General features: G+C 71.1%; 26 protein-coding genes and 2 tRNA genes. 20 read left to right on the top strand and 8 right to left on the bottom strand.

Annotated elements, in window-relative coordinates; translation table 11 throughout:
* Positions 1 to 1,617: dihydroxy-acid dehydratase (ilvD, locus tag ACFE76_RS11565; RefSeq protein WP_375431909.1), on the top strand; the 1,617-nt coding region annotated here is incomplete at its 5' end.
* 75 nt (positions 1,618 to 1,692) lie between these two features.
* Positions 1,693 to 2,865 carry a winged helix DNA-binding domain-containing protein gene (locus ACFE76_RS11570; protein ID WP_375431910.1) on the top strand — a complete coding sequence of 391 codons (1,173 nt, stop codon included), beginning with the start codon at positions 1,693 to 1,695 and terminating at the stop codon, positions 2,863 to 2,865.
* Between the two features lie 52 nt (positions 2,866 to 2,917).
* Here the strand turns inward: ACFE76_RS11570 and ACFE76_RS11575 are convergent, their stop codons facing one another.
* Entirely contained in the window at positions 2,918 to 3,205 is a 288-nt protein-coding gene (locus ACFE76_RS11575; protein WP_375431911.1) for a type II toxin-antitoxin system PemK/MazF family toxin, read from the bottom strand.
* Positions 3,206 to 3,251: 46 nt separating this feature from the next.
* On the bottom strand, positions 3,252 to 3,482 hold the full coding sequence (locus ACFE76_RS11580) for a ribbon-helix-helix domain-containing protein (RefSeq protein WP_375431912.1): 231 nt from the start codon (positions 3,480 to 3,482) through the stop codon (positions 3,252 to 3,254).
* A gap of 127 nt (positions 3,483 to 3,609) precedes the next feature.
* Between ACFE76_RS11580 and ACFE76_RS11585 the strand changes: the two genes are divergently transcribed.
* From ACFE76_RS11585 to ilvC, 5 genes are all read left to right on the top strand, one after another.
* Positions 3,610 to 3,900: a hypothetical protein gene (locus tag ACFE76_RS11585; RefSeq protein WP_375431913.1), complete on the top strand. Its 291-nt coding sequence runs from the start codon at positions 3,610 to 3,612 to the stop codon at positions 3,898 to 3,900.
* A gap of 47 nt (positions 3,901 to 3,947) precedes the next feature.
* Entirely contained in the window at positions 3,948 to 4,826 is an 879-nt protein-coding gene (locus ACFE76_RS11590; protein WP_375431914.1) for an aminoglycoside phosphotransferase family protein, read from the top strand.
* A gap of 307 nt (positions 4,827 to 5,133) precedes the next feature.
* Entirely contained in the window at positions 5,134 to 6,888 is a 1,755-nt protein-coding gene (locus tag ACFE76_RS11595; protein ID WP_375431915.1) for an acetolactate synthase large subunit, read from the top strand.
* 8 nt (positions 6,889 to 6,896) lie between these two features.
* A complete protein-coding gene (gene ilvN, locus ACFE76_RS11600; protein WP_375431990.1) occupies positions 6,897 to 7,427 on the top strand; it encodes an acetolactate synthase small subunit in 531 nt (176 codons plus the stop codon).
* A 63-nt stretch (positions 7,428 to 7,490) separates the two neighbouring features.
* A complete protein-coding gene (gene ilvC / locus ACFE76_RS11605; protein ID WP_375431991.1) occupies positions 7,491 to 8,510 on the top strand; it encodes a ketol-acid reductoisomerase in 1,020 nt (339 codons plus the stop codon).
* 49 nt (positions 8,511 to 8,559) lie between these two features.
* Here ilvC and ACFE76_RS11610 read toward each other — a convergent pair whose 3' ends face one another.
* Together ACFE76_RS11610 and ACFE76_RS11615 are read right to left on the bottom strand one after the other, a co-directional pair.
* The gene (locus tag ACFE76_RS11610; protein WP_375431916.1) at positions 8,560 to 9,093 is read right to left on the bottom strand and encodes a hypothetical protein; all 534 of its coding nucleotides are present in this window, start codon (positions 9,091 to 9,093) and stop codon (positions 8,560 to 8,562) included.
* Positions 9,094 to 9,153: 60 nt separating this feature from the next.
* Positions 9,154 to 9,717 carry an O-methyltransferase gene (locus tag ACFE76_RS11615; protein ID WP_375431917.1) on the bottom strand — a complete coding sequence of 188 codons (564 nt, stop codon included), beginning with the start codon at positions 9,715 to 9,717 and terminating at the stop codon, positions 9,154 to 9,156.
* Between the two features lie 162 nt (positions 9,718 to 9,879).
* On the opposite strand from ACFE76_RS11615, the gene ACFE76_RS11620 reads away from it, so the two are divergent.
* A complete protein-coding gene (locus ACFE76_RS11620; protein WP_375431918.1) occupies positions 9,880 to 10,038 on the top strand; it encodes a hypothetical protein in 159 nt (52 codons plus the stop codon).
* A 22-nt stretch (positions 10,039 to 10,060) separates the two neighbouring features.
* Here ACFE76_RS11620 and ACFE76_RS11625 read toward each other — a convergent pair whose 3' ends face one another.
* Entirely contained in the window at positions 10,061 to 11,128 is a 1,068-nt protein-coding gene (locus ACFE76_RS11625) for a 3-isopropylmalate dehydrogenase (RefSeq protein WP_375431919.1), read from the bottom strand.
* A 71-nt stretch (positions 11,129 to 11,199) separates the two neighbouring features.
* On the opposite strand from ACFE76_RS11625, the gene ACFE76_RS11630 reads away from it, so the two are divergent.
* Entirely contained in the window at positions 11,200 to 12,315 is a 1,116-nt protein-coding gene (locus ACFE76_RS11630) for a branched-chain amino acid aminotransferase (RefSeq protein ID WP_375431920.1), read from the top strand.
* 206 nt (positions 12,316 to 12,521) lie between these two features.
* Positions 12,522 to 14,192, top strand: a complete 1,671-nt coding sequence (cimA, locus tag ACFE76_RS11635) for a citramalate synthase (RefSeq protein WP_375431921.1) — start codon at positions 12,522 to 12,524, stop codon at positions 14,190 to 14,192.
* A gap of 241 nt (positions 14,193 to 14,433) precedes the next feature.
* Here the strand turns inward: cimA and ACFE76_RS11640 are convergent, their stop codons facing one another.
* Complete coding sequence (locus ACFE76_RS11640) at positions 14,434 to 15,741, bottom strand: thymidine phosphorylase (RefSeq protein WP_375431922.1); 1,308 nt, start codon at positions 15,739 to 15,741, stop codon at positions 14,434 to 14,436.
* 51 nt (positions 15,742 to 15,792) lie between these two features.
* Here ACFE76_RS11640 and ACFE76_RS11645 point away from each other — a divergent pair, with 51 nt between their 5' ends.
* The 7 genes from ACFE76_RS11645 (at position 15,793) to ACFE76_RS11675 (ending at position 21,412) form a co-directional block, all read left to right on the top strand.
* Positions 15,793 to 16,635: a fumarylacetoacetate hydrolase family protein gene (locus tag ACFE76_RS11645; protein ID WP_375431923.1), complete on the top strand. Its 843-nt coding sequence runs from the start codon at positions 15,793 to 15,795 to the stop codon at positions 16,633 to 16,635.
* Entirely contained in the window at positions 16,632 to 18,185 is a 1,554-nt protein-coding gene (gene gltX, locus ACFE76_RS11650; RefSeq protein ID WP_375431924.1) for a glutamate--tRNA ligase, read from the top strand. The genes ACFE76_RS11645 and gltX overlap by 4 nt, the downstream gene beginning before the upstream one ends.
* A 161-nt stretch (positions 18,186 to 18,346) precedes the next feature.
* Positions 18,347 to 19,270, top strand: coding sequence for a lysostaphin resistance A-like protein (locus tag ACFE76_RS11655; protein WP_375431925.1), 924 nt, complete (start codon positions 18,347 to 18,349; stop codon positions 19,268 to 19,270).
* Positions 19,271 to 19,330: 60 nt separating this feature from the next.
* Positions 19,331 to 19,405: transfer RNA gene (locus ACFE76_RS11660), tRNA-Gln, on the top strand.
* Between the two features lie 79 nt (positions 19,406 to 19,484).
* Positions 19,485 to 19,560 (top strand) — tRNA-Glu (locus ACFE76_RS11665).
* A gap of 120 nt (positions 19,561 to 19,680) precedes the next feature.
* The gene (locus ACFE76_RS11670; RefSeq protein ID WP_375431926.1) at positions 19,681 to 20,238 is read left to right on the top strand and encodes a SigE family RNA polymerase sigma factor; all 558 of its coding nucleotides are present in this window, start codon (positions 19,681 to 19,683) and stop codon (positions 20,236 to 20,238) included.
* On the top strand, positions 20,231 to 21,412 hold the full coding sequence (locus tag ACFE76_RS11675) for a hypothetical protein (protein WP_375431927.1): 1,182 nt from the start codon (positions 20,231 to 20,233) through the stop codon (positions 21,410 to 21,412). Before ACFE76_RS11670 ends, ACFE76_RS11675 begins: the two co-directional genes overlap by 8 nt.
* A gap of 70 nt (positions 21,413 to 21,482) precedes the next feature.
* Here the strand turns inward: ACFE76_RS11675 and ACFE76_RS11680 are convergent, their stop codons facing one another.
* Together ACFE76_RS11680 and ACFE76_RS11685 are read right to left on the bottom strand one after the other, a co-directional pair.
* A complete protein-coding gene (locus tag ACFE76_RS11680) occupies positions 21,483 to 22,820 on the bottom strand; it encodes an MFS transporter (RefSeq protein WP_375431928.1) in 1,338 nt (445 codons plus the stop codon).
* 143 nt (positions 22,821 to 22,963) lie between these two features.
* The gene (locus ACFE76_RS11685; RefSeq protein ID WP_375431929.1) at positions 22,964 to 23,671 is read right to left on the bottom strand and encodes a GntR family transcriptional regulator; all 708 of its coding nucleotides are present in this window, start codon (positions 23,669 to 23,671) and stop codon (positions 22,964 to 22,966) included.
* 123 nt (positions 23,672 to 23,794) lie between these two features.
* On the opposite strand from ACFE76_RS11685, the gene ACFE76_RS11690 reads away from it, so the two are divergent.
* From ACFE76_RS11690 to ACFE76_RS11700, 3 genes are read left to right on the top strand one after another with little or no spacing between them, the layout of a single operon-like run.
* Positions 23,795 to 24,664, top strand: coding sequence for a sugar phosphate isomerase/epimerase family protein (locus tag ACFE76_RS11690; RefSeq protein ID WP_375431930.1), 870 nt, complete (start codon positions 23,795 to 23,797; stop codon positions 24,662 to 24,664).
* Positions 24,665 to 24,698: 34 nt separating this feature from the next.
* Positions 24,699 to 25,460, top strand: coding sequence for an SDR family NAD(P)-dependent oxidoreductase (locus ACFE76_RS11695; RefSeq protein ID WP_375431931.1), 762 nt, complete (start codon positions 24,699 to 24,701; stop codon positions 25,458 to 25,460).
* Positions 25,461 to 25,492: 32 nt separating this feature from the next.
* Positions 25,493 to 26,350 (top strand): transketolase, encoded by an 858-nt coding sequence (locus ACFE76_RS11700; protein ID WP_375431932.1) that lies wholly within the window; start codon positions 25,493 to 25,495, stop codon positions 26,348 to 26,350.

Genomic DNA, 26,350 nt, shown 5'->3' on the forward strand with positions numbered 1-26,350 from the left:
TCGCGCGGCATGCTGCGGGCGGTCGGGATGGGCGACGACGACTGGGTCAAGCCGCAGGTCGGGGTTGCCTCCAGCTGGAACGAGATCACCCCCTGCAACCTGTCGCTGGACCGGCTGGCCAAGGCGGTGAAGGACGGGGTGCACGCGGCCGGCGGCTACCCGTTGGAGTTCGGCACCATCTCGGTGTCCGACGGCATCTCGATGGGCCACGAAGGCATGCACTACTCCCTGGTCAGCCGGGAGATCATCGCCGACTCGGTCGAGACCGTGATGAGCGCCGAACGGCTGGACGGCTCGGTCCTGCTGGCCGGTTGCGACAAGTCGCTGCCCGGCATGCTGATGGCCGCCGCCCGGCTCGACCTCGCGTCGGTCTTCCTCTACGCCGGCTCGATCATGCCCGGCCGGGTCGGTGACAAGGACGTGACGATCATCGACGCGTTCGAGGCCGTCGGAGCGTGCCTGGCGGGCCTGATCAGCCGCGACCAGGTGACCGAGATCGAAAAGGCCATCTGTCCCGGCGAAGGGGCCTGCGGCGGGATGTACACCGCCAACACGATGGCCAGCGCCGCCGAGGCGCTCGGGATGAGCCTGCCCGGCTCGGCCGCGCCGCCGGCGGTGGACCGCCGCCGCGACGGCTACGCCCGTCGGAGCGGGATGGCTGTGGTCGAGATGCTGAGGCAGGGGATCACCGCCCGGCAGATCCTGACCAAGCCCGCCTTCGAGAACGCCATCGCCGTGGTGATGGCGTTCGGCGGCTCGACCAACGCCGTGCTGCACCTGCTGGCCATCGCGGCCGAGGCCGAGGTCGACCTGACCCTCGACGACTTCGTCCGGGTCGGCAGAGGAGTGCCCCACCTGGGCGACCTGAAGCCGTTCGGGCGCTACGTGATGAACGACGTCGACCGGGTCGGCGGCGTGCCGGTGGTGATGCGGGCCCTGCTGGACGCCGGGTTGATGGACGGCAGCTGCCTCACCGTGACCGGCCGCACGATGGCCGAGAACCTCGCCGACATCGCCCCGCCCGACGTGGACGGCACGATCGTCCGCGCGCTCAGCAACCCGATCCACGCGACCGGCGGCATCACGATCCTGCACGGCTCGCTCGCGCCCGAGGGTGCGGTGGTCAAGAGCGCCGGCTTCGACACCGACGTGTGGCGCGGCACCGCGCGCGTGTTCGACGGCGAACGGGCCGCCATGGACGCGCTCGAGAACGGCACGGTCGCCGCCGGTGACGTGGTGGTGATCCGCTACGAGGGTCCCAAGGGTGGTCCGGGGATGCGCGAGATGCTGGCCATCACCGGCGCGATCAAGGGCGCCGGCCTGGGCAAGGACGTCATGCTGATCACCGACGGCCGCTTCTCCGGCGGGACCACGGGCCTCTGCGTCGGCCACATCGCGCCGGAGGCCACCGAGGGCGGCCCGATCGCGCTCGTCCAGGACGGCGACCCGATCGTCCTCGACGTCGCCGGCGGCACGCTCGAGCTCGAGGTCGACGAGGCCGAGCTCGAGCGCCGCCGTTCGACATGGACGCCCACTCCGCGTCCGGCCCGCCGCGGCGTCCTGGCCAAGTACGCCAAGCTGGTCAAGTCCGCCAACGTCGGGGCCATCTGCTCCTGAGTCCTACCGAGTTGTCAGCGTCAGTGGCGGCTATAGCGACCACTGACGCTGACAACTCGGAAGAGGGGTGAGCGCGTGCGGGTGATTGGGGTAGGGGAGCGGCGGGCGCGGCTGGCCGAACGGCACCGGCTGCTGCCCCGGCAGCGGACCGATGACCTGCCGACGCTCGCCGACGACCTCGTCGCGCTGCACTCCTCGGACCCGGTGACGGTCTACCTGTCGGCGCTGGCGCGAATGGCGACGCCGTCGATCCAGGCCGTGAGTGACGCGCTGTACGTCGAGCGCAGCCTCGTCCGGCACCACGCGATGCGCCGGACACTCTGGGTCGGCACGCCGCCGACCGTCCGGCGGCTGCACGCGGCGGCGACCAGGGCGCTGGTCCCGGTCGAGCGGCGACGGACCTGCGCCATGCTCGCCGCTTCGGGGGTGGCCGACCCGGAGTCCTGGCTCGACGGGGCGCGCAACCTGGTGCTGTCCGACCTCGAGACCCACGGACCCAGCACGGCTCGTGAGCTGGGTACGCGGATACCGGCGCTCGCCCGGCCGCTGCAGCTCGCGTCCGGCACCCAGTACGCCGCCACCCAGGCCGCGCACACCCGGGTCACGCTCAACCTCGGCTTCACCGGGGACATCCTGCGGGCCCGGCCCACCGGCAGCTGGGTCAACGGCGCCTACCGCTACGCCGTGGCTGAGGCGTGGCTGCCCGGAGGGCTCGGCGACCGGGACCCCGCCGAGGCCGCTGCCGAACTTGCCGACCACTACCTCCGCCGCTTCGGACCCGCGACCACCACCGACCTGCAGTGGTGGACGGGCTGGACCAAGACCGGTACCGTCCGCGCCCTCGCGGCGGCGGCCGCCGTCCCCGTCGAGATGGACGGCGTCCGCGGCTGGCTCGCGGCCGGCGACGACGGCGCGACCGACCCCGAGCCGTGGGTGGCGGTGCTGCCGAGTCTCGACCCGACCACCATGGGCTGGAAGGAACGCGACTGGTACCTGCCGGCGGCGGCCGCCGACGCGTTCGATCGTCGCGGCAACGCCGGGCCGACGCTGTGGGTGGACGGCCGCGTGGTCGGCGCCTGGGCCCAGACCAAGGACGGCCGGCTGCTGACCCACTACTTCGAACGCGTCCCAGCAGACCGCCGCGACGAGCTCTCCGAACGGCTGGCCATGATCAGTGAGCAGGTCGGGGACACCCGCTTCACCGTCCGGTTCCCCGGGCTGATCCAGCCCCGGATCCTGTCAGCCTGATCGATCTTGCCTCGACATCGCGTCAGGATCGATCACCGGAACAACGCGATCCTCAGAGCTGGAGGTGAAGGCGCAGCGCATCGTCGACCTCGGCCATCAGCGGCGCAGGGACGCGCCCCAAGACCGGCCCGAGCCGCTCGACGCTGACCGAGCGAACCTGCTCGGCCTGGGCCTTGGAGCTCAGCCGCAGGCCGGTGGCCTCGGCGCTGAGCAAGGTCTGGAAGGGGTAGACCCGGTCGACGTTGCTGGTCACCGGGACGACGGTGACGACACCACGTCCCAAGCGCCCCGCAGCAGCGTTGGCGCGGTCGTTGCTGACGATGACGGCGGGACGCCGCATGTTCGCCTCGCTCCCACGCGTCGGTTCCAGGTCGGTCAGGCGGATCTCACCGCGTCGCATCGGGTAGCCCGTCAGCCGCAGTGCCGTCCCACAGGGCTTGCTCCCCGCTCGACTCCCACTCGGCCCACGCGGCCCCGTAGTCCTGCTCCAGCTCGGCTGATCGCAGCATCCGGATGGCTCGCTGCACGGCGGCCGAGCGGGACGGCAATCCAGCGCTGCGCACGAAGTCGTCGAGGGCAGCCATGTCCGTCTCGGACAGGCTCACACTGAGTTTCACACCGGGATGCTACCGCGGTAGCAATATCGGGCCGTCGGCTCGACTCGCTCGCGACGCTGCTGGTCCGCTGACTGGTGGGCTGCTGCGCGGTGTCGGTCATGTCGGCCACTCTGGCTAGGGTCTGTCCGTGCCGACGTGGAGGAGTGCGGCACCCACCGCAGAAGCGGCCCGCGGACTGGTCCGTCGGCCGGCCTCCGCCGCGGTCTTCGCCTACCTCTGGACGGTGGCCTGGGACCTGAGCGGGTCCGAGCCCCTGACCTCGACCGTGATCAGTACCGCGGCCCGGACGGGCGCCGACCTCGCCGACCTCGCTGTCCGCCTCGGCTGGTACGACCAGGCCCCCCTCACCAACGCCTTCGGGCGGATGCTCGGCGAGACGCCCGCCCAGGACGCCTCGCGGTCGCGGCCGCCGTCGTGACCCCAGGTCGCGAGCAGCCCCGGCTGCAGCCACTGACCCGAGCCCGCGTGCGGTCACTGGGTGAGCCGGGAGCGGCGTGGGCGGCCGACCTGCCGCGGGTGCTGACCGAGCTGGCAGCCCGCTGGTCGCTGAGCCTCGGCCGACCGCTGCCGGGTGGCAGCAGCTCCTACGTGACGACGGCGCGCACCGGAGCCGGCGTCGAGGTGGTGCTCAAGGTCAGCCTCCCCGACCCGGGACTGGTCCAGCAGGCCGAGACCCTGCGCCGAGCTGAGGGCCGGGGCTACGTCCGGCTGCTCGACGCCGACCTGGACCGAGGCGCCCTGCTGCTCGAGGCGTTGGGAGCAAGCCTGCAGACGTCGTCCCTCGGGGTGGCCGACCAGCTGCGGCTGCTGGCCGACACCCTCGCCGAGGCCTGGCAACCGGCCGCAGAGCACCCCGAGGCGCACCAGGACAAGGCCCGCGACCTGGGCGACTTCGTCGCCCGGGCGTGGCTCGAGCAGGGCCGGCCGTGCCCCGAGGCGGTGGTCGAGTGCGCGCTGGCGTACGCCCGACGACGTGCGGCCGACCCGGGCGAGCCGGTCGTCGTGCACGGGGACCCGCACCCCGGCAACCTGCTGAGACGCTCGGTGCCGCGGCCCGGGGCGGGGACCGGCTGGTGCTTCGTCGACCCGGACGGCTTCGTGACCGACCGGGCGTACGACCTCGGCGTCGTGCTGCGCGACTGGTCGGGCCGCCTCGACGGGCCGGGAGCCCGTACGAAGCTCAAAGGCTGGTGTGAGCTGCTGGCCAACCGCAGCGGGGTCGACGCCACCCCGATCTGGGAGTGGGGCTACCTCGAACGGGTCTCGACAGGGCTGTACCTAAGGTCCTTCGGCGCCGACCGGGCCGCCGCCCCCTTCCTGCGGTCGGCTGAGCGGCTGCTCTGAGCCAGGCCGCCAAGGGGCGACAACTGCTAGGACGTCCGAGCGTCCTTCCGCATGTCAAGACATCGCGGGTCGTGACTGGGCGGAGAGTGGTCGGCGGGCTATCGTCGTCTTCGTGCTGCGCATCACCCTCCTCGTAGTTAGCCCGCGTGTCGGCTGAGTTCTCGCTCATCCACCGACACGCTCCCTCGTCTGCCCTCGGGCAGCGGGGGTTTTTTTCTGGCCGGGTTCCGCGACGAGGAGACCGGCGTAGCACAGGCGTAACATCCAACGGGTCCTCATCCGACCTCGAACGGCCAAGGAGCAGACGATGTCAGAGTCGAGCACGACAGCAGAGAAACTGAGCGGGGCGCAGTCCCTGGTCAAGTCGCTCGAGCAGGTCGGGGCCGACGTCGTCTTCGGCATCCCGGGCGGGGCGATCCTCCCGGCGTACGACCCGCTCTACCAGTCGACCACGGTGCGACACATCCTGGTGCGGCACGAGCAGGGTGCGGGCCACGCCGCCGAGGGCTACGCGATGGTGACCGGCAAGGTCGGCGTCTGCATGGCCACCTCCGGTCCGGGCGCGACCAACCTGGTCACCCCCATCGCCGACGCGCACATGGACTCGGTGCCGATGGTCGCGATCACGGGGCAGGTGGCCAGTCCCTCGATCGGGACGGACGCCTTCCAGGAGGCCGACATCCGGGGCATCACGATGCCGATCACCAAGCACAGCTTCTTGGTCACCCACCCCGAGGACATCCCGGCCGCGATCGCGTCGGCGTTCCACATCGCCAGCACGGGCCGACCGGGCCCGGTGCTCGTCGACATCACCAAGGACGCGCTCCAGGCCAGCGGCACCTTCGAGTGGCCGCGCACCCTCGACCTGCCCGGCTACCGGCCGGTGACCAAGCCGCACACCAAGCAGGTCCGTGAGGCCGCGAAGCTGATCACCGCCTCCCGTCGGCCCGTGCTCTACGTCGGCGGCGGGGTGATCAAGTCCGGCGCCTCGAAGGAGCTGAAGGTGCTGGCCGAGATCACGGGTATCCCCGTTGTCACCACGCTGATGGCCCTGGGCGCGTTCCCCGACAGCCACCCCCAGCACATGGGCATGCCCGGCATGCACGGCACGGTGTCCGCGGTCGGCGCGTTGCAGCGCAGCGACCTGCTGATCACCCTCGGCGCCCGCTTCGACGACCGGGTGACCGGCAAGCTGTCGACCTTTGCCCCCGGCGCCAAGGTCATCCACGCCGACATCGACCCGGCGGAGATCAGCAAGAACCGGACCGCGGACGTGCCGATCGTCGGTGACTGCAAGGAGGTCATCGCCGAGCTGATCACCCTGCTGCGGCCGAGCGAGACCCACCCCGAGATCGCCGACTGGGCGCGCTACCTGGCTGACCTCAAGCGCCGTTACCCCGCCGGCTTCGACTTCCCCGAGGACGGGTCGCTGTCGCCGCAGCACGTGATCAAGCGGATCGGTGAGATCACCGGACCGGACGCCTACTACGCCTCCGGCGTCGGCCAGCACCAGATGTGGGCCGCCCAGTTCCTCCCCTGGGAGAAGCCCGGCCACTGGCTGAACTCCGGCGGTCTCGGCACGATGGGCTACTGCGTCCCCGCCGCGATGGGCGCCAAGGTGGGCCTCCCGGACAGCATCGTCTGGGGCATCGACGGCGACGGCTGTTTTCAGATGACCAACCAGGAGCTCGTGACCTGTGCCCTGGAAGGGATCCCGGTCAAGATCGCGGTGATCAACAACCAGAGCCTGGGCATGGTGCGTCAGTGGCAGACCCTGTTCTACGAGAGCCGTTACTCCAACACCGACCTCAAGACCAACCGGGTCCCCGACTTCCAGAAGCTCGCCGAGGCGATGGGCTGCGTCGGGCTACGCGCCGAGGACGTCAACGACGTGGACGCCGTGATCGACAAGGCCAACTCGATCAACGACGCCCCCGTGGTGGTGGAGTTCGTGGTGCACAAGGACGCCATGGTCTGGCCGATGGTCGCCGCCGGCACCAGCAACGACGAGATCCAGGTGGCCCGGGACATGGCGCCGCAGTGGGACGGGGAGACCCTGTGAGCGGGGAGCTGTCCACGCACACGCTGAGCGTGCTGGTGGAGAACAAGCCCGGGGTCCTGGCCCGGGTGTCGAGCCTGATCGCGCGCCGCGGCTACAACATCGAGTCGCTGGCGGTCGGGCCCACCGAGTACCCGACGATGTCGCGGATCACCCTCGCGGTCACCGTCGACGACCAGGTCCTGGAGCAGATCACCAAGCAGCTCAACAAGCTGATCGAGGTGCTCAAGATCGTCGAGCTCGAGGGCGACGCGGTCCGCCGTGAGCTGTGCCTGGTCAAGGTCCGCGCCACCGCCGAGACCCGCGGCCAGCTGATCGAGATCATCGGGCTCTTCGGCGGCAAGGTCGTCGACGTGACCGCCGACATCATCACCGTCGAGGCCGTCGGCAAGCCCGAGAAGCTGACCGCCATGCTCAGCCTGCTCGAGCCGTACGGCGTCCGCGAGCTGGTCCAGTCCGGTCTCGTCGCCCTCGGCCGCGGCAACCGCTCCATGACCGACCGGGCCGCGCGTGCCGAGCGCAGCCGCGTGCACGCCGTCTGAGCGGCGCCCGCCCACCCGATCCCAGAACCACCACCTAGAGGAGATCCACCCGTGCCAGCAACGATGTTCTACGACTCCGACGCCGACCTGGCCCTGATCCAGGGCCGCAACGTCGCCATTCTGGGCTTCGGCAGCCAGGGCCACGCCCACGCGCTGTCGCTGCGCGACTCCGGCGTCGACGTCCGGGTCGGCCTGCCCGAGGGCAGCAGGAGCCGGGCCAAGGCCGAGGCGCAGGGCCTGCGCGTCCTCACCCCGTACGAGGCGTGCGAGGAGGCGGACCTGATCATGGTCCTCACCCCGGACCCGATCCAGCGCAAGGTCTACGCCGAGGCCATCGAGCCCAACCTGGTACCGGGCGACGCGATCTTCTTCAGCCATGGCTTCAACATCCGCTACGGCTACATCAAGCCCCCCGAAGGGGTCGACGTGGCCATGGTCGCGCCGAAGGGTCCGGGCCACCTGGTCCGTCGCGAGTACGCCGAGGGTCGGGGGGTCCCGGTGCTCGTCGCGGTCGAGCAGGACGCGACCGGCAAGGCCTGGGACCTGGCGCTCGCCTACGCCAAGGGCATCGGCGGCCTGCGGGCCGGCGGCATCAAGACCACCTTCACCGAGGAGACCGAGACCGACCTGTTCGGTGAGCAGGCCGTCCTCTGCGGTGGCGCGTCGGCGCTGATCCAGGCCGGCTTCGAGACGCTGACCGAGGCCGGCTACCAGCCCGAGGTCGCCTACTTCGAGTGCCTGCACGAGCTCAAGCTGATCGTCGACCTGATGTACGAGGGTGGCATCGCCAAGCAGCGCTGGAGCATCTCCGACACCGCCGAGTACGGCGACTACGTGTCCGGTCCGCGCGTCATCGACGCGCGGGTGAAGGAGAACATGAAGTCCGTGCTGAACGACATCCAGGACGGCGCCTTCGCCACCCGGTTCATCGCCGACCAGGACGCCGGCGCGCCGGAGTTCCTGGCCCTGCGCGAGAAGGGTGCCCAGCACCCGATCGAGAAGGTCGGCCACGAGCTGCGCGACCTGATGGCCTGGGTGAAGAACCACGACGACGACTACGTCGAGGGCACCGCCGCCCGCTGAAGACGCGGCGGATGAGGTCGGCGGGCGAACTGGCCGGGCGCGCCCCTGGTCACCGCGAGCGGACGGTCATCGCCACGATCCGGCTGCCGTCGGCGCGGAGGCCGGTGCCGACGGCGTAGACGCGGGACGACAGCTGCCCGTCGGACTCGGCGCCCTCGGGGTTGACCATCACGCAGACCTCGCGCAGTCCGGTGGGCGACAGCGGTGAGGTGGCGCCGCGCTGGCAGGGCCCGTACGCCCGCTTCAGGTTCTTCAGGGCGGTGGCGGCCCCGGCGCGGGGAACCTGCAGAGACGCCTCGAGGGAGAAGTCGTGGGTCGAGCGGTAGTGGCTCGCGACCACGGTGGTGCCCCCCGGCAGGTCGACGTCACCGAAGAACTCCACGTCGGCGAGCGTGAGCGGCGAGCAGGTGTAGCCGGTCAGGTTGTTGGTGCACGGGGACCCGTGCGCGGAGGTGAAGGAGAAGTACGGAACCCCCCAGCCGCCCGCCTGCCGGACGAGCACCGCCAGCACGATCCCCACGAAGGCGAGCATCAGGAACGTTCCCCCGAGCACCCGCACGAACGTCCGTCGACCCGTTGCCACCCCCACAGGATGCCTGACGCGCAGGGCTTCGGGGGTCAGCGGGGGCGGATCAGCCCGCGGTCAGCGGCGGACGGCGATCAGCACGGACGTGTCCTCGGCGACCATCACGTCCACGCTGGTGAAACGTTCGTCGGACAGCCAGTCCAGCCGCAGCGTGTCCACCCGTCCCCGGATCAGCGGCGGCCAGGTGGGACAGGGGGTGAAGTCGTCGAGGACGATCATGCCGCCGTCGTCGAGCAGCTCGATGATGTCCTGACGCGGCCACTCCCGGGCGCTGAGGGCGTCCAGGAAGATCAACGAAAAAGGCGCGTGCTCGCGCAGGCTGCTCCAGTCGGCGTGCATCACGTCGATGTCGTCGTCAGCGAACATCGTCATCACGCCGTGCGCCAGCTCGGGGTCGAGCTCGGCGGTGATCACCCGGGTCGTCTTCGGGGCTCCGCTGCGCAGCCAGGCGGCTCCGACGCCGCAGCCGGTCCCGCACTCGGCGATGGTGCCGCTCCGGGTGGCCGCGAGGGTGGCCAGCAGCCGACCGGTCTCGCTCCGCGAGGCCTGCACGTACCCGCGGACCAGAGACATCCGCAGGGCGCGGACGACCAGGTCGGGTAGGTCGGGGGGCGCGCTCACCCCGAAAGTGTGTCAGGAACTCCCGCCGGTCAGGTCCGGTCCACGATGTGGTATCACGCCGGCTGATCGGTACCAACTTACTAGGGCGTCCTAGTATTTCAAGCCGCAGCGGGCATGCGCCAACATGTCCGACTTTGCCGGTCGAAAGGCAGGAGCACGACGATGTACGACATGTACCCCCAGGCCTGGGCCCTCGACGAGGGCCCAATGGGCGGCGCCCCCGAACGGCCCCGCCGGCGTCCGCGCAAGGCGCACTCGGTGGTTCCTGCGGTGATCGCCCGTCAGCTCGCGGCCGGCGACGTCCGGCCCTCGCTCGGCTGAACGCCCCCTCAGACCCCCAACCTCAGACCGCAGCGGCGATCGCGTCGCCGATGGCGCTGGTCGACCGAGGGGTGGTGCCGCGGCTGGCGATGTCGGCCACGGCGGCCTTCTCCACCCGCGCGGCCTCCTCGGTCAGCCCGAGGTGCTCCAGCAGCAGACCGACCGAGAGGATCGTCGCGGTCGGGTCGGCGATGCCCTGGCCGGCGATGTCGGGTGCGGAGCCGTGCACGGGCTCGAACATCGAGGGGTAGGTGCCGTCCGGGTTGACGTTGCCGCTCGCCGCCAGCCCGATACCGCCGGTGACCGCCGCCGCGAGGTCGGTGACGATGTCGCCGAAAAGGTTGTCGGTGACGATCACGTCGAAGCGGGCCGGGTCGGTGACCAGGAAGATCATGGCGGCGTCGATGTGCAGGTAGTCGGTCGTGACGCCGGGGTACTCCGCGGCGACCGACTCGAAGACCCGGCGCCACAGCCCACCCGCGTTGACCAGGACGTTGTGCTTGTGCAGCAGGGTCAGCTGGTTGCGGCGGCGGGTGGCGCGCTCGAAGGCGTCGCGGACGACGCGCTCCACGCCGTACGCGGTGTTGACGCTGACCTCGGTCGCGATCTCGTGCGGGGTGCCGCTCCGGACCGTGCCGCCGTTGCCGCAGTAGAGGCCCTCGGTGCCCTCGCGGACCACCACGAAGTCGATCTCGCCGCGACTGGTCACGCTCTCGGCCAGCGGGGTGGGCACGCCGGGATAGAGCCGGCTCGGCCGCAGGTTCACGTAGTGGTCGAAGGCGAACCGCAGCTTGAGCAGCAGCCCGCGCTCCAGCAGTCCGCTCGGCACGTCGGTCGCACCCGGCGCGGCACCGACCGCCCCGAGCAGGATCGCGTCCGCGGCCGCCAGCTCGGCGAGCACGCTGTCGGGCAGCACCTCACCGGTCCGCTGCCAGCGGGTGGCCCCCAGGTCGTAGGCCGTGGTGGCGAAGGTGCCGGGGCCGGTCACGGCGTCCAGCACCTTGAGCCCCTCGGTCACCACCTCGGGCCCGATGCCGTCACCGGCGATGACGGCGAGGTTGAAGGTACGCGCGGCATTCGTCTCAGTCACCCGCGTATGCTAGCCACCCGCCTGAGGAATGCCCGGCCCGTCTCAGGGCCCTGGCTGTTAGCGTGGCCCGCGTGAGTCTTCCGTTCGATCTCCGTCCCAACCCGCACCCGCGTCCCACCGCGGAGCGCGAGGCGATCCTGGCCGCCCCCGGGTTCGGCGTGAGCTTCACCGACCACATGGCCGTCGCCACCTGGACCGGCGCGGACGGCTGGCACGACTCGGCCGTCGTCCCGTACGGACCCTTCTCCCTCGACCCGGCCACCGCGGTGCTGCACTACGCGCAGGAGATCTTCGAGGGCCTGAAGGCCTACAAGCACGCGGACGGCAGCGTCTGGCTCTTCCGGCCCGACCAGAACGCGGCCCGGCTGGCCCGGTCGGCCCACCGGCTCGCCCTGCCGGTGCTGTCGGAGGAAGACTTCCTGGCCAGCATCGACGCCCTCGTCGCCGCCGACGTGGCCTGGGTGCCCTCGGCGCCCGCGAGCGGAGCGAGCATGCCGTTGGACAACGAGCAGAGCCTGTACCTGCGGCCGTTCATGTTCGCCTCGGAGGCGTTCCTCGGCGTCCGGGCGGCCCAGCGGGTCACCTACTGCTGCATCGCGAGCCCGGCCGGGCCGTACTTCGCCCGCGGGGTGCACCCGGTCAGCATCTGGATCTCCACCACCTACACCCGTGCGGCCGCCGGCGGCATGGGTGCGGCCAAGACCGGCGGCAACTACGCGGCCAGCCTCGTCGCCCAGCAGGAGGCGGCCACCCACGGCTGCGACCAGGTGATGTTCGCCGACGCCGCCGAGCACGCCTACGTCGAGGAGCTCGGCGGGATGAACGTCTATCTCGTCACCTCCGACGCCGAGCTGATCACCCCCGAGCTGAGTGGCTCCATCCTCGAAGGGGTCACCCGGGACTCGATCCTCAGCCTGGCTCGTGAGTTCGGGCTCACCCCGGTCGAGCGGCGGATCGGCGTCACCGAGCTGCTCGAGGGCATCGACAGCGGCTGGGTGGCCGAGCTGTTCGCGTGCGGCACGGCCGCGGTGGTGACGCCCATCGGCACGCTCAAGAACGAGCAGGGCACCCACCAGGTCGGCTCCGGCCAGACCGGTGAGACCACGGCGGCGCTGCGCAAGAACCTGCTCGACGTCCAGTACGGCCGGGCCGAGGACACCCACGGCTGGCTGCGGCGCGTCCTGTGAACCGATCGACGCGTCCGACCACCTGGTGGTCGGTGCTGGCCAAATCGCTCGATCTGGGTCATAGTGAGGCCATGCGGTCCGTCGTCCTCATTACCTAGCGCGCTGAAGCCTTCCTTCAGCGCGCCAAACCTCCTGTCCTCGTGCGGGAGGTTTTTTCGTTCCCGGACCACGCCACCGACACCACCCACACACCGAGGGATCTACGAATGTCTGCGCCGCTGAGGCCAATGCCGGCCGAGTTCCACGTCTTCGACACCACCCTGCGGGACGGCTCCCAGCAGGAGGGCCTGAACCTGTCGGTGTCGGACAAGCTGACCATCGCCGGACTGTTGGACGAGCTGGGCGTTGACTTCGTCGAGGGTGGCTGGCCGGGCGCAAACCCCAACGACACCGCCTTCTTCGCCGCGATGGCCGGTGGGGCCGCCGCCCTGCGCCACGCGACCCTGGTGGCGTTCGGATTCACCCGGCGGGTCGGGATGAAGGCGGCCGACGACCCGCTCACCGCCGCGCTGCGCAACTCCGGCGCCCCCGTGGCCTGTCTGGTGGCCAAGAGCCACGACCGGCACGTGACGCAGGCTCTCCGCACCACCCTCGCTGAGAACCTGGCCATGATCACCGACACCGTCAGCCACCTGCGCGCCGAAGGCCAGCGCGTCTTCGTCGACTGCGAGCACTACTTCGACGGCTACCGCGAAAACCCGGCGTACGCGCTGGAGGTCGTCCGGACCGCCGCGGAGGCGGGCGCGGAGGTCGTGGTCCTCTGCGACACCAACGGCGGGATGCTGCCGCCGTGGGTCGGCGAGATCGTCACCGCCACCGCCGAGACCGGCGTCCCACTGGGCATCCACGCCCACAACGACACCGGCTGCGCGGTCGCCAACACCCTCGCCGCGGTCGACGCCGGTGCCATGCACGTCCAGGGCACCGTCAACGGCTACGGCGAGCGCACGGGCAACGCCGAGCTCGTCTCGGTCGTCGCCAACCTCGAGCTCAAGTACGGCTGGCCGCTGCTTCCGGCCGGCGCGCTGCGTGAGGCCACCCGCCTCGCGCACGCGATCGCAGAGGTGACGAACGCACCATCCAGCGCTCGTCAGCCCTATGTTGGTCTGTCGTCCTTCGCCCACAAGGCGGGGCTGCACGCCAGCGCGATCAAGGTCGACCCCAACCTCTATCAGCACATCGACCCGGCTGCTGTCGGGAACGACATGCGGATGCTCGTCTCGGACATGGCTGGCCGGGCGAACATCCAGATGAAGGGCGAAGAGCTGGGGTTCGACCTCTCCGACCGCGACCTCGCGGCTCGGATCACGGCCCGGGTGAAAGACGCGGAAGCAGCGGGCTACACCTACGAGGCAGCAGACGCAAGCTTTGAGCTGCTGCTGCGTAGGGAGCTCGACCAGCTGCCCGAATACTTCGCGGTGCAGTCCTGGCGCGTCTTCACCCAGGGTCAGCCAGCCCCCGCCGGCGGCGCGGACTCCGCCTCCGCCGCCCACGAGACCGACACCGAGTGCACGGTCCGGCTCACGGCCAAGGGCCAGAGCCAGCGGGTGGTGGGGGAGGGCAACGGTCCCGTCAACGCCCTCGACCACGCCGTCCGCAACGCGCTCCGGCCGGCGTACCCCGTCGTCGACGCCTTCGAGCTGATCGACTACCGCGTCCGGATCCTCGACCAGGGCCACGGCACCGACGCCACCGTCCGGGTGCTGATCCAGACCACCGACGGACGGCGGGCCTGGACCACCGTCGGCGTCGGCCAGAACATCGTCGAGGCCTCCTGGGAGGCCCTCAGCGACGCCTACCTCTTCGGCCTGATCCACGCCGACGACCCCGCGCCGCTGCGCCGTCCCACCGAGAACCGCGAGGCCCTCCCCGTCTGAGCCGTCGTTCGCGTCGCCAGCTCGAGCGACGCGCCCTGAGCTTGTCGAAGGCCCCGAAGGGGTTGCGCTCACCGCCAGCTCGAGCGACGCGCCCTGAGCTTGTCGAAGGCCCCGAAGGGGTTGCGCTCACCGCCAGCGCAAAGTTGACGCAACCTCTTCGAGGCCCTCGACGAGCTCGGGACGCGTAAGAGAGATCCGCGCTTTGAGCTTGTGGAAGGCCCTGAAGGGGTTGCGCGAAGTCTTAGCCGATCCGGTCGATCACCAGGGGCTGAGGGACGACCGGACCGGCGCCAACGGCATAACCGCCGGCCAGAGCGTCCCGGGCCCGGTCGAAGCGTGCCGGGGTGTCGGTGTGCAGGGTGAAGAGCGGATCACCGGCGGCGACCTCGTCGCCGGGCCGGACGTGCAGGGTGACGCCCGCGCCGGCCTGGACTTGGTCCTCGCGCCGCGCTCGGCCGGCCCCGAGCCGCCACGCGGCGAATCCGACGGCCATGGCGTCGACCCGTTCCACCGTTCCCGCGCGGTCGGCGCGGACCACCTCGGTCTCCTTCGCGACGGTTAGCGCCGCTTCCGGGTCGCCGCCCTGGGCGCGGATCATCGCCCGCCAGACGTCCATCGCGCGGCCGTCGACGAGGGCCTCGGCCGGGTCGACGTCGCCGCGACCGACCCCGGCCAACATCTCCCGGGCCAGCGCGAGGGTGAGCTCGACGACGTCCGCCGGTCCGCCGCCGGCCAGCACCTCCACCGACTCGGCCACCTCCAACGCGTTGCCCGCCGTCCGCCCGAGCGGGGTCGACATCTGCGTCAGCAGCGCGACGGTGGGGACGCCGGCGTCCTGGCCGAGCCGCACCATCGTCTCCGCCAGCTCGCGCGCGTCCGCTTCGGTCTTCATGAACGCGCCCGTGCCGACCTTGACGTCCAGCACCAGCGCCGAGGTGCCCTCGGCGATCTTCTTGCTCATGATCGATGAGGCGATCAGCGGGATCGACTCGACGGTGCCGGTGACGTCCCGCAGCGCGTACAGCTTCTTGTCCGCCGGCGCGAGGTCGGAGCCGGCGGCGCAGATCACCGCGCCGACGTCCTCGAGCTGGGCCGTCATCTCGGCGAGGCTGAGCGTGGCCCGCCAGCCGGGGATGGCCTCGAGCTTGTCCAGGGTGCCTCCGGTGTGGCCGAGGCCACGGCCCGACAGCTGCGGTACGGCCACCCCGCACGCCGCCACCAGGGGGGCGAGCGGCAACGTGATCTTGTCGCCGACGCCGCCGGTGGAGTGCTTGTCCACGGTCGGCCGCGACAGGCCCGAAAAGTCCAGCCGCTCGCCCGAGGCGATCATCGCCGCCGTCCACCGGCTCAGCTCGGCCCGGCTCAGCCCCCGCAGCAGGACCGCCATCGCCATCGCCGACATCTGTTCCTCAGCGACCCGGCCGTCGGTGTACGCCGCGATCAGCCAGTCGACCGCCTCGGGGGCCAGCTCGCCGCCGTCCCGCTTGGTCCGGATCAAGTCCACGGCATCAAAGGCGTTTGGGTCGAAGGCGTTCGGGTGCGCGCTCATCCGGGCAGACTAGTGCTCAGACCAGCCGGGATCCCTCGATAGGCTGGCCGAATGCGTATCGCCCGTTTCGCCGCGGGGGGTGACCCCCAGTTCGGCATCGTCGAGCTCGCCGAGGACGGGGGCCGCCATCCCGGCACCGTGTCCGTTCTCACCGGCGACCCGATCGCCATGCCGGTCCAGCTGACGGGCGAGCGGCAGGAGCTGGCCGCCGTCCGACTGCTCGCCCCGGTCATCCCCCGCAGCAAGGTCGTCGGCGTCGGCCGCAACTACGCCGCCCACGCCGCCGAGCTGGGCAACGAGGTGCCGACCACCCCGTTGACCTTCTACAAGCCGAACACCTCGGTGGTCGGCCCCGGTGACGCCATCGTCTATCCCCGGGCCAGTCACGAGGTCAGCTTCGAGGGGGAGCTGGCGGTGGTCATCGGCCGGATCTGCAAGGAGGTGCCCGAGTCTCGCGCCGCCGAGGTGATCTTCGGCTACACCGTGGCCAACGACGTCACGGCCCGCGACCTGCAGAAGTCCGACGGCCAGTGGGCCCGCGCCAAGGGGTCCGACACGTTCTGCCCGCTCGGCCCCTGGATCACCACCCACCAGAGCCTGGACGAGGTCGCCGACCTGTCCATCCGCACCACGCTGGACGGCGACCTCCGCCAGGACGGCCGGACGTCCGCCATGGTGAACAGCATCCCCGCGCTGATCGCCTACATCTCCTCCTACACGACCCTGCTGCCCGGCGACGTCATCCTGACCGGGACCCCGGAAGGGGTCGGCGCGATGCTGCCCGGCCAGCAGGTCAGCATCGAGATCGAAGGCATCGGCACCCTGACCAACCACGTGACCTCCGACGCCGACGACCACGCTGACTCCACCCGCGACCCGGAAGCCACCTCGTGACCGAGCCTGACGCCCCCTCAACCCTCCCCGACCCGGCCCATTCCGACCCGGCCCTGCGCGGACTGCGACCCGAGCAGGTCCGGGTCCGGTTCCCCCCCTCCCCGACCGGCAACCTGCACGTCGGCAACGTCCGCAGCGCGCTGTTCAACTGGGCGTTCGCCCGCCACCACGGCGGCACCTTCGTGCTGCGGATCGAGGACACCGACGCGGGCCGCAACCTCGAGGAGTCCTACACCGGCCTGCTCGAGGCGCTGACCTGGCTCGGCCTCGACTGGGACGAGGGTCCGGTCGTCGGCGGGCCGTACGGGCCCTACATCCAGTCCGAGCGCAGCAGCATCTACTCACACGTCGTCGAGCAGCTGCTGGCGGCGCGCCTGGTCTATCGCTGCTACTGCACCCGCGAGGAGATCGAGGCGCGCCAGAGTGCACTGCCGGCGAACGCGCCGTCGGGGTACGACGGCTTCTGCCGCGACCTCACCGACCAGCGTCGGGCCGAGCTGGAGGCGCTCGGCACGTCCTTCGTGGTGCGGATGCGGGTGCCGGACGCGCCGATCGAGTTCGACGACCTGGTCCGCGGACCCGTCCGGTTCGGCGCCGAGCACGTGCCCGACTACGTGCTGGTGCGGGGCAACGGCGAGCCGCTCTACACGCTGGTCAACCCGGTCGACGACTCGCTGATGGACATCACCCACGTCCTCCGCGGTGAGGACCTGCTGCCCTCCACGCCTCGGCAGATCGTGCTCTACCAAGCGCTGGCCCAGATCGGGGTCGGCAGCGGCCGGACGCCGGTCTTCGGTCACCTGCCGACCGTGCTCGGCGACGGCAACCGCCGGCTGTCCAAGCGCGACCGCGGGTCGGGCCTGGCCGAGTACCGCGAGCAGGGCTACCTGCCTGAGGCGTTGCTGAACTACCTGGCGCTGCTCGGCTGGGCGATCGCGGACGACCGCGACGTGTTCAGCCTGGCCGAGATGGTCGCCGCGTTCGACATCCGTCGGGTCAACGCCAACCCGGCGCGCTTCGACGCCCGCAAGTGCGAGGCGATCAACGCCTCCCACATCCGTGCCCTCGCTCCGGCCGACCTGACCCGGGAGCTGCTGCCCTTCTTGCAGGGTGCCGGTCTGGTCGCTGACCCGCCGAAGCTCGAGCAGGCCCAGCTGCTGGAGGCGGCTACGCCGTTGGTGCAGGAGCGGATGAACACCCTGTCGGAGGTGGTCGCCATGCTCGGCTTCCTCTTCCGGGCCGACGCCGACGTCGTGATCGAGCCGGCGGCAGCGCTTGCTCCCCAGGCCGACGCCACCCTCGCGGCCGCAGCGGCGGCGCTGACCGAGCTCGAGACGTTCGACCACGCCGCGATCGAGGCGGCGTTGCGGAGCGCCCTCGTCGACGGGCTGGGGCTGAAGCCCAAGCTGGCGTTCGGGCCGGTCCGGGTCGCGATCACCGGACGCAAGATCTCGCCCCCGCTGTTCGAGTCGATCGAGCTGCTGGGCCGCAGCTCGGCCCTGGCCCGGATCGAGGCCGCACGGTCCGGTCTCGCGACCGCGTCGGCGTAGCCGCGATGGCCAGCAGGGAGCGACCCCGTCCGCCTGCCCGTAGCTCCCGCTCGGGCAACCCCGCGGTCCGCTCGGGGTTCCAGGCGCCCACCCCGGGGCAGCCACGCGTGCCGTCTCGCCGCGAGCCCCGGTTCACGCCGCCTTTGCTCGAGGAGAACGAGGTGCTGCCGCCCGACGGCGCGACGTACCCGCAGACTCTTCGCGGACCGGGCTACCTCTGGTGGCGTTCGGCGGTCGGGGTGGTGATGGGCCTGGCGCTGTTCTACCTGCTCACCGGGGTGGTCAGCCAGGTGGTCGTCGCGATCGGCTACGCGTTCGGTGGTCACAGCACCACCTGGGCCGCGTACTACCGGTCGGCGTATGCCTTCGAGAAGCCTGTCGGGATGCTCGGGACCAACCTCGGTCTGGCCACCATGATCCCGATCACCTGGGCGGTACTCGCCGTCCTGCACCGGGTGCGGCCCCGCTGGCTGGCGTCGGTGCAGCCGGGGATCCGGTGGCGGTACCTGCTGATCTGTCTCGGCGTCGCGCTGGTCAGCCTGCTCGGCGTGCAGCTGCTCTCGCAGGTCGTCTCGGGCTTCCTGCCGATCCGGCCGCAGGCCGGCTTCTGGGGCTTTCTCGTGGTGATCGTGCTGACCTCACCCATCCAGGCAGCGGCGGAGGAGATCTTCTTCCGCGGCTACCTGATGCAGGCGCTGGGCAGCCTCGGCCGCGGACCGTGGGTCGGGATCATCGGGTCGTCGGTGGTGTTCGCGCTGCTGCACGGCACCCAGAACCTGCCGCTGTTCGTCGACCGGCTCGCGTTCGGCCTGCTGGCTGCGGTGCTGGTGTGGCGGACCGGCGGTCTCGAGGCGGGGATCGCCGCGCACGTGGTCAACAACGTGCTGGCCTTCCTGCTCGCCGGGCTGACCACCTCGATCGCCAGCCTGCGGGCGATCCAGAGCATCGGCTGGTCGGACGCGGCCTTCGATGTGGGCAGCTTCGCCCTCTTCGCGGTGCTGGCCTACGTCACGTTCCGTCTGCTGAGGCTGCGGCACACCGTCGACCTCGGTACCGGTTTGGGTGCGGGGCAGTCCCTGCAGTAAAGTCATCCCTCGTGCCCCGCGAGGGGCCACCAGGCGGCCAGCACAGCCAAGGACGCCCGGTGGGGTATGGGGTAATTGGCAGCCCGGCTGATTCTGGTTCAGTTAGTCTAGGTTCGAGTCCTAGTACCCCAGCCACGCAGACGCCTTCAATTCGCCCGACGAGTCAGTGAGTTGGTAGGCTTCTGCGGCTTGGTCCGACAAGACCAGGCGCTAGGGCCCCGTTGTGTAGCGGCCTAGCACGCCGCCCTCTCAAGGCGGTAGCGCGGGTTCGAATCCCGTCGGGGCTACCAGTTTCCCTCCTCAGCGTCGCTCACGGCCAAGCCGGGCACGCTCCTGTCAACCAAACCCACCGCTTATCGCGTTGGACGGGTATGAGACTCCCCGAGCAGGCTGAAGCCGAGAGGGGGAGCATGGCCACCGACCGCCCCGGACCTGAGGTCCTGCTCACCGGCGGGCCCGTAAGCCCCAGAGCGTCGCTCGACGAGGACTTCTCCGCCTGGGTGCGCGAGCACCAGCGGTCGCTGCTGGCCTTTGCCCAGCTGGTCTGCGGCGAGACGCACGCGGCCGAGGACCTGGTCCAGGTGGCGCTCGCCAAGGCGTACCTGAAGTGGTCCCGGCTCAGCCAGCCCGGGCAGTCGCCCGCGGCGTACGTGCGTCGGATCATCGTCAACGACCACACCAGCCTGTGGCGGCGGGCGTGGAAACGGCTCGAGCAGTCCACCGACGCCGTCCCCGAGCGCGCCGGCCAGCCCGCCGATCCGGACGACGCGACCTGGGCGCTGGTGCAGGCCCTACCGCCCAGGCAACGGACGGCGATCGCTCTCCGCTTCTACGCCGACCTCAGCGTCCTTGACACCGCGGCGGCGATGGGCTGCTCGACGGGCGCGGTCAAGATCCACACCTCGCGTGCCGTGGCCAAGCTCCGGGCCGCCCTCAGTGACTCCACGGAAGGAACCGCTCGTGCCTGACCCCACGATCCTGGACGACGCACCCTTCGAGGCTGACCTGTCGCAGCGGCTGCACGGCCGTGCGCTGCCGGCCTCGATCCCCGGGCTCGAGCGGACCAGCGCCCGCCGCGGCCGGCAGATCCGTCGCCGCCGGCGCCTGGCCGGCGCCGCCCTGGCGACGGCGGTCATCGTCGGTGCCGCGGTGGGCGGCGCCCAGGGGCCCGCACTCTTCGGCGCCCGGGTCACGCCGGTGGCCCCCGCCGCGCCGCCAACCGTCGCCGGCGGTCAGCTCGCGCGTCCCGACGCTCTCCCGCTGGGCGCCGCGCCGCGGGTCGACTACGTGGCCGACAACGTCTGGCACCGTGCGGACGGCACGACGGTCCCGCTGCGGCAGGCCGACCGCGGCGACGGCGCGGTCAGCTGGGTGCACAGCGGCGACCACCTGTTCGTGGGCCGGACCAGCGACTACGCGATCGACGGCGGACCGTACCGGTCGGTGCCCGGCCAGGACGACCTGAACACCGTCGCCGGCGTGCCCGGCCCAGACGGCAGCGTGCTGGTCGAGAACAAGGTGCTGTCGGTCTACGGGCGCGACGGGCAGTGGCGGAACGAGGACGCGTACGGCTCCTACGCGGGCAAGCTCACCACCCCCCATCCCGCACGGACGACGGTCTGGGCGGTCGACGAACGGGATCCGGACACCGGACCGGTGGTCGTCCGGCTCAGCTCGCTCGACGCGGGCGCGACGACCACGACCATCAGCGGCGACTGGCAGCACATCACCACCAGCGACCCGCGGAGTGACCAGGTGGTGCTCAACGACAACTCGGCCGCGGGCAACCCGCTGGCCTGCAACGTGATCGTCGACGGCACCACCGGGAGCGAGCGCTGGAAGAGCTGTAGCTGGACGTTCCTGCGGCTCTCGAGCGACCGACGTTACGTGCTCGCCCGCGGGGACGGCGGCCTGGCCGTGCTCGACATCGCCGAGCAGACCGTGGTCTATGAGCTCGGCAGCAACGAGGACCTGGACGACACGACGTCCCGGTTCGCCGACGACGACACCCTGACCGTGGTCGTTCGCAACCCCGCCGACGGCTCCGAGGGCATCGTCAGCTGCGACCTCGCCGGTACCTGCTCCCGCTCCACGCCGTGGACCAAGGACTTCCACTACGTGCTCGTCACCGGCGACCGCTGAGCCTGCCCGGAGCGCAGACATGTCAGCGTCGGTGGCCGCCCGAGCGACCACCGACGCTGACAGGTGCGGATCAGTGCGAGACAGCAGTCCGGACGGGCTGGTCGGTCTGCTGGGCGGCCTTGCGCTCGGCGGGCCCGAAGGTCTCCCGGGTGACCAGTGCGGCGACCAGGCCGATGGCTCCGTAGATGCCGAACAGGGTGGCGGCCCCGGACCAGCCGTACGCGGAGTAGAGCAGCGTCACCACGAACGGGGTGAAGCCCGAGACCACGGCGGCGAACTGGTAGGCCAGCGAGGCGCCTGAGGCCCGGGTGTTGGCGACGAACAGCTCGGGGAACCACGGTCCCTGTGCCCCGGCGAGGGAGTTCTGGCAGACCGCGTAGGCGATGACGACCGCGATCACGATCAGCACCGCGGAACCGGTGTTGACCAGCAGGAACATCGGGAACGCGAAGACCACCATGATGCCCGTGCCCAGCAGGTAGACCGGCCGTCGTCCGATCCGGTCGGTCAATCGGCCCCAGTTGTAGGTGGCGAGGATGCCGATCGCCGAGGCGATGCAGAGCGCGGTGAGGGTCAGGGTCTTGTCGGCCAGCTTCTCCGACTTCAGGTAGGACAGCATGAACGTGATGGCGACGGCGTAGCCGGCGGTCTCGGCGATCCGCAGTCCGAGGGCCCGCAGGATGTTGCGCCAGTCCTGCCGGATGACCTCGGCGATCGGGTTCTTGACGATCTCGCCGCGGTCCCGGACGCCCTCGAACACGGGCGACTCGGGCACCTTGGTCCGGATGACCACACCGACGATGACCAGCAGGCCCGAGGCGAGGAACGGCAGCCGCCAGGCCCAGGTGCCGGGCAGGTGCACGCTGAACAGGAAGACGAGGTTGGCCAGCAGCAGACCGACGGGGAAGCCGGCCTGCACCATGCCGGTGTACTTGCCCTTGGACCGTCGGGGCGCGTGCTCGTAGGTCATCAGGATCGCGCCGCCCCACTCGGCGCCGTACGCGAGGCCCTGCACCACCCGGACGAAGACGAGCAGGATGCCGGCCCAGATGCCGACGGTCTGGTAGGTCGGCAGCAGCCCGATGCAGAAGGTCGCGAGCCCCATCACGATCAGGCTCGCCACCAGGACGGGCTTGCGGCCGACCCGGTCGCCCAGGTAGCCGCCGACCACGCCGCCCAACGGCCGGACGGCAAAGCCGACCCCCAGCGTGGCGAAGGAGAGCAGGGTCCCGGTCAGCGGGTCGGAGGCCGGAAAGAAGTAGGTGGAGAAGTAGAGCGCGGCTGCCGTTCCGTAGCCGATGAAGTCGTACGCCTCGATCGTGGCCCCGACGCCGGAGCTGACGGCCACCTTCCGGGTCTGCCAGCCACCTGCCGGCCGCTCCTCGACCGCCTGTGCTGCACCGCTCATCGTCGAGCCCTCCGTTCCTCCGCACCTCTGCGAAGCTAGGTTGTCGACCCGCCCTTGTTGACTGTCAACAGTGAATGCAGACGATGATGCTCGGGAAGCCGTCAACTGTCAACAGTGCCAGCGAAGAACTCTCGGTGCCAGCGTCAGGCGGCCGGCTGGCCGTTCTCGAGGGCCTTCTCGGCCACCAGGGTGGTCGCGGCTCCGGCCATGTGCTCCTCGACGGCCGCCCGCGCCGCGCCGGGATCGCCGCTGGCGATGGCGTCCACGAGCACCTGGTGTCGCGGCACCGACATGTTGGCGGTCGCCCGCTCGGTGCCGGCGAACATGATCGACATCCGGATCGACCCGGCGATGCCCTCCCAGCTGTGCAGCAGTGCACTGTTGCCGGTCAGTCGGCAGAGTGCGCGGTGAAAGGCCAGGTCGATCTCGACCATGTCGCTGATGGACCCCGTCGCTGCGGCCAGCGCTTCGAGCGCAGCCTGCAGCTCAGCGACCACCCCGTCCCGGTCGGGGATCCGGGCGAGGCTGGCTGCGGCCAGCCCCTCCAGCGCGGAGCGGACCTCGAACAGGTCGGTGATCTCGGTCGGGCTGAGCGACCGGACCCGCAGCCGGCCCCGTTCCGCGGCCTCGACCAGGCCCTCCTGCTGCAGCTGACGGAGGGCTTCGCGCAGGGTGCCGCGTGAGATCGACAGGGCGGCGGACAGCTCGGTCTCGACCAGGTGGGTGCCCGGCGCGATCTGACCGGACGTGACCGCGTTCCGCATCGCCCGCAGCGCCTGCTCGCGGAGGTTGGTCCGGGCCAGGCCGCCCAGGCTCGTCCCGTACGCGACGCTGTCGTTGACGCTGGTCATCCGGCGCTCCTGGTCATGGTAGGAGCATACGGGCTCGGGTAACTGTTGACTGTCAACACTGCCGGTGGCACGATGCTGGGTGCGGGGACGTCCCGAGAACCACGCAGACAGGGTTGTCAGCTCATGAGCATCAGTGACCGGCTCGGTTGCTCCACCATCACCTTTCGTCGACTGCCGCTGACCGCGGCGCTCGACACCATCAGCGCGCTCGGCTTCGGCGAGATCGACCTCGGCGCGCTGCCGGGGGTCTGCGACCACGTCCCGTACGTCCTTGACGCCGCCGCGGTCCGCGACGTCGCCGCGGCCGTCCGGGCCTCCGGACTCGCTGTCCGCTCGGTCAACGGGGACGTCGGCGACCTGAACCGGCCGCTGGACCCGTCGGGGCAGACCGAGCGGCGCCAGCACGTCGAGCGGCTGCTCGCCCTGACTGCCGCGGTCGGCGCCCGCGCCCTGGTGCTGCCCAACGGCGCCCTGCAGCACGAGCCGGTGGCCGACCTCGACGCCGACATCGGTCTGGTCGCGTCTGAGCTGACCACGGTCGCCGAGCGCGCCGCCGACCACGGCCTCGAGCTCTGGGTGGAGTCGCTGCACGTCCTCCGCCTCTGCCACACCCTGGAGCGGGCCCGTCGGCTGACCGACGCGCTCGCCGGGGCGCCGGTCGGGGTCGTGCTGGACGTCAGCCACGTCGTCGCCTCCGGCTCCCGGCCGCAAGAGTTCGTCGAGCTCTTCGCTGACCGGATCCGGCACGTCCACCTCCGGGACGCGACGCCGGACGACATCCACCACAGCATCGGCAACGGCGACGTCGACTTCCCCGGCACGGTCCGGGCTCTGGCCGACGCCGGCTACGAGGGCCACTTCACCCTCGAGCTCGAGACCCGCGACGTCGCTGATGACGACCGTCCCGCCGCAGCCGCCGCAGCCGCGGCCTACCTCGGCGGGCTGCTCGACGTCGACCGGGCGGCACCGGTCGCGACCGCCACCCACGCCTGACCTTCCCGTACCCGTCGACCCACCAGGAGCACCCGTGACCACCCAGCGCACCGTCATCATCACCGGGGTCGGAGCCGAGCGCGGCATCGGCCGCGCCACCGCCCACCGCTTCGCCCGCGACGGCTGGGCCGTCGTCGGGCTGGACCTCGACGGCCCCGCCGCCGAGAAGCTCGCCGCCGAGCTGGGGGAGCGCCACGGGGTCCCCGCGCTCGGCGGCCAGGTCGACGTCGCCGACGAGGCCTCCGTGCTGGCCGCCCGCGCGGACGTGGCCGCCGCCGGCCTGCCGCTGGTCGGGGCCGTCCTCAACATCGCCGGCATCACCTCACCGGTGCCGTTCCTCGACACCACCCTCGAGCTGTGGAACCGGGTCTTCGCGGTCAACGCCACCGGCACCTACCTGGTCACGAAGGCGTTCCTGCCCGAGATGATCGAGGGCGGCTTCGGCCGGGTCGTCAACATGTCCTCGGTGTCGGCCCAGCAGGGGGGCGGCGTCTTCGGCAAGACGCCTTACTCGTCAGCGAAGGCCGCCGTGATCGGCTTCACCCGCTCGTTGGCCCGCGAGCTCGGCCCGACCGGCATCACCGTGAACGCGATCGCCGCCGGCGCGGTCGACACCGACATCCGGGCGCACGGCACGACCCCCGAGCTGGAGGCCTCGATCGTGGCCGGGGTACCGCTGGGCCGTCAGGCCACGGTGGCTGACGTCGCGGCGCTGTTCGCCTTCCTCGCCTCCGAGGACGCCGGCTACATCACCGGCACCACCCAGAACCTCAACGGCGGCTCCTACATCGCCTGACCGCACCCATCCCTCCTCGGAAAGGATCCGCCATGACCTCCACCCTCCACCGCACCGACCGGGCGACGGCCCTCGCCGCGGCCGCCGACCGCATCCGGCACCACGTTCTCGACATGGGGGAGGTGCAGGGCCAGGGCTACGTCGGCCAGGGGCTCGGGCTCGCCGACGTCTTGGCCGTGGTCTACCGCGACGTCGCCCGCCTGCGCCCTGAGGACCCCGACTGGCCCGACCGCGACCGGGTGCTGCTCTCGATGGGCCACTACGCCATCGCGCTCTACGCCGCGCTGGCCGAGGCGGGCACGCTGTCGGTCGAGGAGCTGGAGACCTACGGCTCGGACGACTCGCGGCTGCCGATGTCGGGGATGAGCAGCTACACGCCGGGGATGGAGATCTCCGGCGGCTCGCTGGGCCACGGGCTCGGGGTCGCGGTCGGGATGGCCCTCGGGCTGCGCCACCAGGGGCGCGACGCCCGGGTGATCAACCTGATGTCGGACGGCGAGCTGGACGAGGGGTCGACCTGGGAAGCGGCCATGGCCGCCGCGCACCACCGGCTCGGCCGGCTGCTCTGCGTCGTCGACATGAACGGTCTGCAGGCCGACGGGCCGACCCGGGGCGTGCTGCGGACCGAGCCTGTGCAGGACAAGTGGGCCGCGTTCGGCTGGCGGACCGTGCGCTGCGACGGCAACGACATCCCGGCCCTGCTCGAGGCCTTCGACTCCGTCCCGGCTGAGGACGGCCGGCCGGCCGTGGTCATCTGTGACACCCGGATCGCCCGCGGCGTGGACTTCCTGGAGTCCCGCGAGAAGTCGCACTTCATCCGCATCGACGAGCACGAGTGGGAGCTGGCCCGCGAGGCCCTGCGCTCCGCTGCCGCGCAGGAGAGGAACTGA

The organism is uncultured Friedmanniella sp. (assembly GCF_964244005.1).
Lineage (GTDB): Bacteria > Actinomycetota > Actinomycetes > Propionibacteriales > Propionibacteriaceae > Microlunatus.

Bases quoted from the DNA above. Each gene is read 5' to 3' on its own strand.
- ACFE76_RS11575 (WP_375431911.1), bottom strand. From the start codon at position 3,205: ATGCGGCGTCCCGCCGTCATCGTCAGCAACGACCGCGCCAACGCTGCT.
- ACFE76_RS11595 (WP_375431915.1), top strand. From the start codon at position 5,134: ATGTCAGAGTCGAGCACGACAGCAGAGAAACTGAGCGGGGCGCAGTCC.
- ilvC (WP_375431991.1), top strand. From the start codon at position 7,491: ATGTTCTACGACTCCGACGCCGACCTGGCCCTGATCCAGGGCCGCAAC.
- ACFE76_RS11620 (WP_375431918.1), top strand. From the start codon at position 9,880: ATGTACGACATGTACCCCCAGGCCTGGGCCCTCGACGAGGGCCCAATG.
- cimA (WP_375431921.1), top strand. From the start codon at position 12,522: ATGTCTGCGCCGCTGAGGCCAATGCCGGCCGAGTTCCACGTCTTCGAC.
- ACFE76_RS11640 (WP_375431922.1), bottom strand. From the start codon at position 15,741: ATGAGCGCGCACCCGAACGCCTTCGACCCAAACGCCTTTGATGCCGTG.
- ACFE76_RS11645 (WP_375431923.1), top strand. From the start codon at position 15,793: ATGCGTATCGCCCGTTTCGCCGCGGGGGGTGACCCCCAGTTCGGCATC.
- ACFE76_RS11670 (WP_375431926.1), top strand. From the start codon at position 19,681: ATGGCCACCGACCGCCCCGGACCTGAGGTCCTGCTCACCGGCGGGCCC.
- ACFE76_RS11680 (WP_375431928.1), bottom strand. From the start codon at position 22,820: ATGAGCGGTGCAGCACAGGCGGTCGAGGAGCGGCCGGCAGGTGGCTGG.
- ACFE76_RS11685 (WP_375431929.1), bottom strand. From the start codon at position 23,671: ATGACCAGCGTCAACGACAGCGTCGCGTACGGGACGAGCCTGGGCGGC.
- ACFE76_RS11690 (WP_375431930.1), top strand. From the start codon at position 23,795: ATGAGCATCAGTGACCGGCTCGGTTGCTCCACCATCACCTTTCGTCGA.
- ACFE76_RS11700 (WP_375431932.1), top strand. From the start codon at position 25,493: ATGACCTCCACCCTCCACCGCACCGACCGGGCGACGGCCCTCGCCGCG.